Source organism: Secundilactobacillus hailunensis (genome assembly GCF_005405185.1).
GTDB lineage: Bacteria > Bacillota > Bacilli > Lactobacillales > Lactobacillaceae > Secundilactobacillus > Secundilactobacillus hailunensis.
Window position 1 is genome coordinate 1 of the sequence record NZ_BJDO01000068.1, and the last position, 8475, is coordinate 8475.

Genomic DNA, 8475 nt, shown 5'->3' on the forward strand with positions numbered 1-8475 from the left:
TAAAGTATAACGCCTGGGAGACTAGGTGTCCTTTTTTTGCAAAAAAACAGGCCTAAGTTTCTCAGTGTTGAACTTAATCAACACTAAAAAGCTTAGACCTAAATAAACGCATGGTATGGGCATTGCTCACAGCATGCGTTTTTGATTGGCAGCGTTCTGCAGAATTGAAACGCAATTCCTTGCAGATAAAGGGAAATTACGCTATTCTCAATTTAAATACAATTGGGAGGCTTTCTGATGGAATTAACAGCAACGGATTATAATATTTTGGATGCAATTGCTTCGGGTAAGGTTGAACCGGGGACGAGCACGAGTCACTTTGTGGATTATTGTGATAATTCGATTGGCGGGGATCCAAAGCCGTTGATCGACGCCGGTTACATTGATGCTGATCCATATGTGAATGGTTTAACGGAAAAGGGACGCCAGGCGCTTGCCAACCGACCAAAATAAAGTTGATTTTAGTGACTACCAACGAGCTCAAACAACGATTTTGATGCAGCTTCAGCAGTGGCATTGGCAGATTACTTACGTCGAAGAGGCGGTACGCAAACAAGGTGATTTTGAACTGGTGACTCAGGAAAGTCAGCAGCTGCGACGCGACATTCGGGATAGTTATCAAGCTAATCAGCGATTGTCCCGGCGCGAACCATTGGCGGCTCAGCGACTGCATCGGCGATATTTGCAAGTATTACTAGATTTATCAAGTGAAATTGTTTCGCTCCCAACGAAGTCAATGGCTTATTACGATCTGATTAGCTTTAAAGATCACTTATTGCAGGCAATTGATTACATTGAGGATAATTCATCAACGAAAGGGGTCTGAACTGGGATGCAGTTACTGATCAGTGATGTTTCTGAATTGCATATCCGGGATCGCAAAGCGGAGATTAAGTTGTTTTTCGGTAGTATCGGGTATCAGCTTTCGGATAGTGGTGAAGAGTTACTGTCACTGACCAGTGAATTTGCTCAACTCAGTGTTCAGCCACCGGTCACCTTTGTCCGGTACGATCAAGATCACTTTTTAAGTATCCGTGCCAATGGTAAAAATATGCAGCTGCCGTACGCTAAACAGCCTCAAAACCGGCGTGGGCTTTGAGGCTGATTGGACTTATATTGTTTAATTGAGTTATGACTATATTAAAGAGTACCAAGTTATATTGCCTAATCGGGCTACAACGGGCAGAGAGCTGTATGTAAAAGCCGAAGAGTAAAACCCCAAAATTCGGGGGCTTCACTCTTCGGCTCTTACATTTCGCTCTCTAAACGCCCGTTTACGCACCTTGCCTAAAATTTCTTCGACACCTTATAAGGTTTTGATTCACCCAGTTCGTTGTCGTGGGTAATTGCATTATCGGACAGGAAAATGTCGAACTGTTTTTGGCTCTCCATGCCTTTAACAACTAGGATATGACCATCTTGAAGATGATTTTCGCGATAGATCTGGGCACTCCTCACCGCTTCATCATAGTCATGAAAGTTGGCAATTGAATCGCCAGGGTTGAAAAATATAAGATTGTCCATTAAAATCACTCCATTCATGGTTTAGTTCTATTATACCGCATCCCGTAATCGCTTTCATGCTGGGAGTTTAAAGAAAACGTTATAAGCCACGATGTTTCCTAGTATTACAGCGGTTTTTTTGATAAAATATACTTTGTTTTGAATCACGAGTTTTATATCGTTGGATTAATTAAGACGCGATATCGGCGTGTATCATGCGCCACGTGAAATGGTAAATAAGTGAAATGCTAAAAAAGGGGATTACAACATGTGTGGATTTGTTGGTTATGTCAACCAGACAGATGTGCCTAGCGATACGATCGTGAAGATGGCCAACCGGATTCGTCACCGTGGACCAGATGATGAAGCTTATTTTAACGATGACAAGGTCTCAATGGGGTTCCGTCGTCTATCAATTATTGACCTTGCGCATGGTAAACAACCCATGTATAACCAGGATCAAACTAAAGTTTTAACTTTTAATGGTGAAATTTATAACTACCAAGATATTCGTAAAGAACTACAAGATTTAGGTTACGAATTCCGAACTGACGTGGATTCAGAAGTCTTGATTCACGGTTACGATGCTTGGGGTCCAGAATTACTGCAGCATTTACGCGGAATGTTTGCGTTTGCTATTTATGATTCTAAAACTGGCGAAGTATTCGGTGCCCGGGATCATTTTGGTATCAAGCCACTTTACTACTATGATGATGGCAAGACGTTCCTGTGGGCTTCTGAAATCAAAGCGTTCTTGGAACATCCAAACTTTAAGAAGGAATTGAACGAAGATCTATTAGCCATTCACTTGAGCTTTGAATTCATTCCTTCAAAAGACACCATGTTTAAGAACGTCTTCAAGTTGATGCCTGGCCATTACTTTATTCATAAGGCTGACGGCCATACTGAAACCCATGAATACTACAAATTCAACTATGACAATATCGATGAAAACCAAACCATCGAAGGTGACGCGAAGAAGATTCGTAAGCTTGTTGACGAATCAGTTGACGCGCATATGATCGCCGATGTTGAAGTCGGTAGTTTCTTGTCCAGTGGGATCGATTCCAGCTACGTGCTGAACGAAGCTGCTAAGTTAAAGCCGATCCAGTCATTTTCTTTGGGCTTCCATAACTCAAAGTACAGTGAACTGAGCTGGTCAACGGAATTTGCTAAGGAAATTAAGCAGGAAAACACTCCGTTAACGATGACCGGTGATGACTACTTCGACATTTTACCAACCATCATGTACTACATGGATGAACCGCTATCTAATCCTTCAGCCATGCAGCTGTACTACCTGTCTAAGGGTACCCGTAAGCACGTGAAGGTTGCGCTATCCGGTGAAGGTGCCGATGAGTTCTTCGGTGGCTACAACACTTATCTGGAAGCTAAGCCATTTGAACGCTATCAAAAATACGTGCCAAAGCTTGTCCGTAAGGGACTGGCTAAAGCCGTGGTCAACTTGCCAAGATTCCATGGCCGTCGTTTCTTAGTCCGTGGTGCTGAACCGTTGAGTGAACGCTATTACCGGGTCAACTACGTCTTTGATTACCATGACCGTGAAAAGATCTTGAAGAACCCTGATTTGAACCGGGATGCGGGTGAATACACCAAGCATATCTTCGATGATGTTAAGGGCAAAGATGAAATGACGCAGATGCAGTATTTTGACATCAACACTTGGCTGCCATATGACATTTTGCACAAGGCTGACCGGATGAGCATGTGTAATTCGTTGGAAGTTCGGACACCATTGGTTGATAAAGAAGTCGCTAAATTTGCTTCGACCATGCCAATCAAGACCAGAATTCGCGGTACTGAAACCAAGGTTTCGCTGCGAACTGCTGCCTTATCTGAGCTGCCAGAGCGGATTGCGAAGAAGGAAAAGATGGGTTTCCCATCTCCAATTGCTAGCTGGATCAAGGAAGATAAGTACCGTAAGCGGATCGAAGAGGCCTTTACCTCAGACGTTGCGAAGAAGTTCTTCAACACTGATGCATTACTTGATATTCTCCAAGAACATATCAACGGTAAATCATCGATGCAAAAGATCTTTACGATCTACACCTTTATTCTCTGGTATGAAGTTTACTTCCCAGAAAATACTTCTGCAGATACGATCAGCAAGGTTCACCGTACGGATATCGACAAGATCCCAGTTGCTAACTAAACTGCACACTTCAATATGAAACCGGCTGAAATGTCGGTTTCTTTTTGAATAAAATTGTGAAACAATAGAGTCTAGGACTCAATTATTGGAGATGAATTAGCCATGTCACTTGATATTACCCAAGTGGTGACTTTATTACGGGAACATGATTTATTAACTGCTGTGACGACTTCTGAGCATGATCAAAAGTTCTCACACGTGACTTACAATTCAAAAACGGTTCAGCCTGATACGCTGTTCTTTTGTAAGGGTAATTTTAAAGCTGCTTATTTAGCGGATGCTAAACGGGCGGGCGCTACGGCTTACGTCTCTGAAACGCGCTATAACGAGGGTGAAGGGATGACTTCGATTCTCGTCAGCGACATTCAAAAAGCGATGTCGATACTGGGCGCTGCTTTTTACGACTATCCGCAAAATGAGCTGTTTGTGATTGCCTTTACTGGAACCAAGGGCAAAACCACGTCTTCTTATTTCACATACGGTATCGAAAGGGAACATACCCACGATCGGGTAGCGTTATTTTCAACCATTGACCGCATTGTGGGCAACGCACCGGAAGACCGTTTCAAATCACATTTGACCACGCCAGAATCATTGGATCTATTCCATGATATGCGTCACGCGGTGGATAACGGGATGACCCATTTGGTGATGGAAGTTTCTTCGCAGGCTTACAAGAAGAACCGGGTCTATGGTTTGCGGTATAACGTGGGCATCTTCCTCAACATTACGCCGGACCATATCGGTGAAAATGAACACCCAACCTTTGCGGATTACTTACATTGTAAAGAGCAGTTGTTAGTCAACTCTGACAAATGCATTATTAACGCTGAAACGGATCATCTAGCTGATATCTATTACGCAGCGAAAACGACGACCCAGCCAGAAAACATTTATCTGTATGCGCGTGAGGGTACTAAGGTTCAGATGCCTTTGGACTTAGACGTAACCTTTAAGAACACTAACGAAACCTTGCACCAAAGCGATTTCCAAGTGTCCGCGCTGTCTGATAAGGGCAAAGTGCTGGCAATTGATGGCAGTTATGAACTGCATATTGCCGGAGACTTTAACGAATCTAACGCGGTCAGTTCCATTATGGCCAGCGCCCTTGCCGGTGCCAGCTACGAGGATGCTAAAACCGCGTTGACTGGTGTTCATGTGCCTGGGCGGATGGAAATGGTCACCAGCAAGGATCACGGGACGATCTACATTGACTATGCGCATAATTACGCCAGTCTAAAAGCGCTGCTGACCTTTTTGGAGGCGCAGACGGATGCCGGTCGCGTGATTGTGGTGGTCGGCAGTACCGGTAACAAAGGCGTTTCTCGTCGCGCAGGATTTGGCAAGGCGCTGAGTGAAAAAGCAAACATTGCCATTTTAACGACGGATGATCCGGCTTTTGAAGACCCGAAGAAGATTGCTAAAGAAATTGACGCCCACATCGATCATGATCGGGTGCAAGTTAAATTTGTGATGGATCGCGCAACAGCGATTAAAACCGCGATTGAAATGAGTACTAAAGACGACATTGTCGTGCTAGCTGGGAAGGGCGAAGACGCCTACCAGAAAATTAACGGTGTCGATACGCCTTATCCAACGGACGTAACGATTGCCAAACAGGTTGTGGAGGAACTTTAACAATGCAAGAAGCACCAAAATTTACCCCAATTTTGCTGGGGAGTGACTTTAACGTTTACGGGATGGCACGTTCATTTTATAAGCTCTACCATCAGCCCGTTAAGGCCATTGCTTCAATTCAGTTGGCACCAACACGTTACACGAAGATCGTTGATTTGGAACTGATCCCCGGCTTTGCCGAAGATCCAGTTTGGATCGATTCCATGCGCAAGATCAAGGAACGGTACCGTGACCACAAGGAACCCGTCATTTTGATTGGCTGCGGTGACGGTTATGCTGAACTGATTGCTAAGCACAAGGACGAACTCTCTGATGTGTTTGTTTGTCCTTATATCGACTACGATATGCTGAAACACTTGAACAACAAGGAACGTTTCTACGAAGTCTGTGACAAATACAAGTTGCCGTATCCTGCAACTCGGACGATCTCCAAGGCTGATCATGAGCATCAAGATCAAGTTGAGCAGCCGTTTGACTATCCAGTTGCCTTGAAGCCAGCCAACAGTGTAGAATGGCTCGACGTACATTTTGAAGGCCGGAAAAAAGCCTTTCGGATTCAATCCCGAGAAGAATTCGACAAGGTGTTGAACGCGGCTTACGCTAACGGCTACAAGTCCGACTTTATTTTGCAGGACTTCATTCCTGGTGACGACAGCAACATGCGCGTGTTAAACGCCTACGTTGACCAGCACCATCACGTAAAGATGATGTGCCTCGGCCACCCGTTACTGGAAGACCCAGCACCATCCGCTATCGGGAATTACGTCGCGATTTTGCCGGAGTATAACGAAAAAATCTACAAGCAGATTCAGGACTTTTTGGAAAAAATTAAGTTCACCGGCTACGCTAACTTTGATATGAAGTATGATAGTCGTGATGACACATTCAAACTATTTGAAATTAACTTGCGTCAGGGCCGTAGCAGCTTCTTTGTTACCCTGAACGGCTATAATCTGGCTGACTGGGTCGTCAAGGACTACGTGAAGCAGGATCTAGTTGACCAGCCCACGGTGTACGGTAACCAGGACGAATCCAAGCACGCGCTTTGGTTAGGGGTTCCCGTAAAGGTCTTCAAAAAGTACGCTCGCGAAAACGCCGACAAAGACCACGCGCTAGAATTGATTCGCGCGGGTCGTTATGGCACAACGTATCAATATTCAAAAGATATGAACTTGAAGCGCTGGGCGTTGATCAAGTGGATGAATCATAACTACACGAAGAACTTCGACCGGTACTTCGCTGAAAACAAAGGGTGAGTACAATGAAACACTTCTTTACGATTATTGGCGGTATGGGTACGGAAGCTACCGAAACCTATATCCATCAGCTAAACGAACGGACACCTGCGAACCGTGACCAGGATTATTTGAACTACATCTTGGTCAACCACTCAACGGTGCCTGACCGGACGGCTTACATTAAGGATCACAATCAGCCTAATCCATTGACCCCCTTAGTGGCAGACATTAAGGATCAGAGTAAATTGGGACCAGATTTCTTTGCGTTACCATGTAACACGGCTCATTATTTCTATGATGAAATGCAGGCGGTGACTGATATTCCCATTCTGCACATGCCACGTGAAGCGGTTAAAGAAATTAAGACTAAGTATCCCAACGCGCGCAAGATCGGTCTAATTGCCACAGAAGGGACGATTTTTGATCATATTTACGATCAAGAAATCAAGGCTGCCGGCTATGAATTTCTGGCACCCAGCCGCTCCGTACAGGATCAGACGAATCAGCTGATCTACGATAACATCAAGGAAAACAACCACGTTGACCGCAGACTTTACCATGGGTTGGTTCAGCAGATGTTTGACGAGACCGGCTGTGATGCCTTAGTACTTGGCTGCACTGAACTGTCATTAGCGCAGGACCGTGAACCGGTTACGGATAAGCCGATGATCGATAGTCAATCGATTTTGGTTGACCGGTCGTTGGAACTGGCTTTGAAGACGCAGAAGCAGTGACTTTGATTTGATGATAAAAAGAGTGAATTTCCGATTTGGGAAATTCACTCTTTTAGTATGAAATGACTTATATCGAATGCAACGTCAACATAACGCTAACTGCAGCCGTTATAAGGATCAAGATGGTGATACCGACGCTCCAGACAATGGATAACGAATGTTCCTGTTTGTGGCCGAATGCCATTTCGATAATGATGATGACTAACACCGCCAATATGCCCTTTAAAGAGACTAACAGTGGGGCGTGGTGAAAAGTACGGATCATCAAGACCACCATGCCGGTTGCCATGATGAGGTAGACGATGCGGTCCAGAATAAGAAACTGGGAGATGTGTTTTTCGGATGTTCGGCTAAGTCCGATAATCGTTATGGGAATGAGAAGTATCAAACTGGCAAAGTAAATGCTGAGCCACATGTGATCACGTCCTTGCGTAAAAATTAGGTGCATATTAATAGTAATACCGCGATTAAACATTTATCCTAAGTCTACCACGCTGGGCCTGTGAAGCGTACTTCCAATTGGAAATCTTAAGTGAAGGTTATTTTTCTAGAAATTTTAACGAATATGTAGTTGAGGCTTGTATTTACCGAAGATATTTGTTATTATCTTTTTCATCATGCGAAGTGGAGGAGAATAACTCATGGCTGAACATAAAATCGGTGATTACGTACAGGGCGCTAAATTTGGCTCTTTCGTACACGACTTTGAAGGTGAGATCGAGAAGGTCTATGAAAACTCGGTTTTAATTCACATTTTATCATTTGACGATGAAGATCGTATTCTGGTCGGTGAACTCAACAACCGCGCAATTGTGCGTAAAGAGGACGCCAAACCAGTTAAAGCAAAGGCAGAGTAACCAGTTTACAGCTAACTATTTCAGAAAAGTTCATTTTTATGCAAATGATGCTGACAAAATGCGCCTAGTATGATAATATAGTTAGTGTTGTGCGGGTATAGTTTAGTGGTAAAATCCAAGCTTCCCAAGCTTGAGTCGCGGGTCCGATTCCCGTTACCCGCTTAAGAGAACAACGCGGTGCAGAGCTGACCTGAGAGGGTCGGTTTTTTTGTTGGAAAAATTTTCATTTTTCCGGTGCTACGATATTTGGAGTTGATAGGCAGTTTGCCTTTCAACTCCTTTTTCTATACCATTATTATATTTGAACACGCAAATAGGACACTACACTATTT

The 8475-nt window shown here is 44.1% G+C and carries 10 protein-coding genes and 1 tRNA gene; 9 read left to right on the plus strand and 2 right to left on the minus strand.

Translation table 11 applies throughout. From position 1 onward, the window contains the following. Window positions 1–237: 237 nt before the first annotated feature. From FFM73_RS11655 to FFM73_RS11665, 3 genes are read left to right on the plus strand one after another with little or no spacing between them, the layout of a single operon-like run. Window positions 238–453 carry a hypothetical protein gene (locus tag FFM73_RS11655; protein ID WP_137631851.1) on the plus strand — a complete coding sequence of 72 codons (216 nt, stop codon included), beginning with the start codon at window positions 238–240 and terminating at the stop codon, window positions 451–453. Beyond that, window positions 434–826 carry a hypothetical protein gene (locus FFM73_RS11660; RefSeq protein WP_137631852.1) on the plus strand — a complete coding sequence of 131 codons (393 nt, stop codon included), beginning with the start codon at window positions 434–436 and terminating at the stop codon, window positions 824–826. Before FFM73_RS11655 ends, FFM73_RS11660 begins: the two co-directional genes overlap by 20 nt. Window positions 827–832: 6 nt before the next feature. Continuing rightward, window positions 833–1099, plus strand: coding sequence for a hypothetical protein (locus FFM73_RS11665; RefSeq protein WP_137631853.1), 267 nt, complete (start codon window positions 833–835; stop codon window positions 1097–1099). Between the two features lie 188 nt (window positions 1100–1287). On the opposite strand, the gene FFM73_RS11670 is transcribed toward FFM73_RS11665, so the two are convergent. Next, window positions 1288–1524, minus strand: a complete 237-nt coding sequence (locus FFM73_RS11670; RefSeq protein WP_137631854.1) for a hypothetical protein — start codon at window positions 1522–1524, stop codon at window positions 1288–1290. A 247-nt stretch (window positions 1525–1771) separates the two neighbouring features. On the opposite strand from FFM73_RS11670, the gene asnB reads away from it, so the two are divergent. The 4 genes from asnB (at window position 1772) to FFM73_RS11690 (ending at window position 7286) form a co-directional block, all read left to right on the plus strand. Continuing rightward, on the plus strand, window positions 1772–3676 hold the full coding sequence (gene asnB / locus FFM73_RS11675; protein WP_137631855.1) for an asparagine synthase (glutamine-hydrolyzing): 1905 nt from the start codon (window positions 1772–1774) through the stop codon (window positions 3674–3676). 102 nt (window positions 3677–3778) lie between these two features. Then, the gene (locus FFM73_RS11680) at window positions 3779–5314 is read left to right on the plus strand and encodes a UDP-N-acetylmuramoyl-L-alanyl-D-glutamate--2,6-diaminopimelate ligase (protein ID WP_137631856.1); all 1536 of its coding nucleotides are present in this window, start codon (window positions 3779–3781) and stop codon (window positions 5312–5314) included. Between the two features lie 2 nt (window positions 5315–5316). Beyond that, window positions 5317–6570 (plus strand): carboxylate--amine ligase, encoded by a 1254-nt coding sequence (locus FFM73_RS11685; RefSeq protein WP_137631857.1) that lies wholly within the window; start codon window positions 5317–5319, stop codon window positions 6568–6570. Between the two features lie 5 nt (window positions 6571–6575). After that, a complete protein-coding gene (locus FFM73_RS11690) occupies window positions 6576–7286 on the plus strand; it encodes an aspartate/glutamate racemase family protein (protein WP_137631858.1) in 711 nt (236 codons plus the stop codon). Window positions 7287–7353: 67 nt separating this feature from the next. Here the strand turns inward: FFM73_RS11690 and FFM73_RS11695 are convergent, their stop codons facing one another. Further along, entirely contained in the window at window positions 7354–7761 is a 408-nt protein-coding gene (locus FFM73_RS11695; protein WP_137631859.1) for a DUF1516 family protein, read from the minus strand. A gap of 166 nt (window positions 7762–7927) precedes the next feature. Between FFM73_RS11695 and FFM73_RS11700 the strand changes: the two genes are divergently transcribed. Further along, entirely contained in the window at window positions 7928–8143 is a 216-nt protein-coding gene (locus FFM73_RS11700) for a DUF2187 domain-containing protein (RefSeq protein ID WP_137631860.1), read from the plus strand. A gap of 91 nt (window positions 8144–8234) precedes the next feature. Continuing rightward, window positions 8235–8305: transfer RNA gene (locus FFM73_RS11705), tRNA-Gly, on the plus strand. Window positions 8306–8475: the final 170 nt, after the last annotated feature.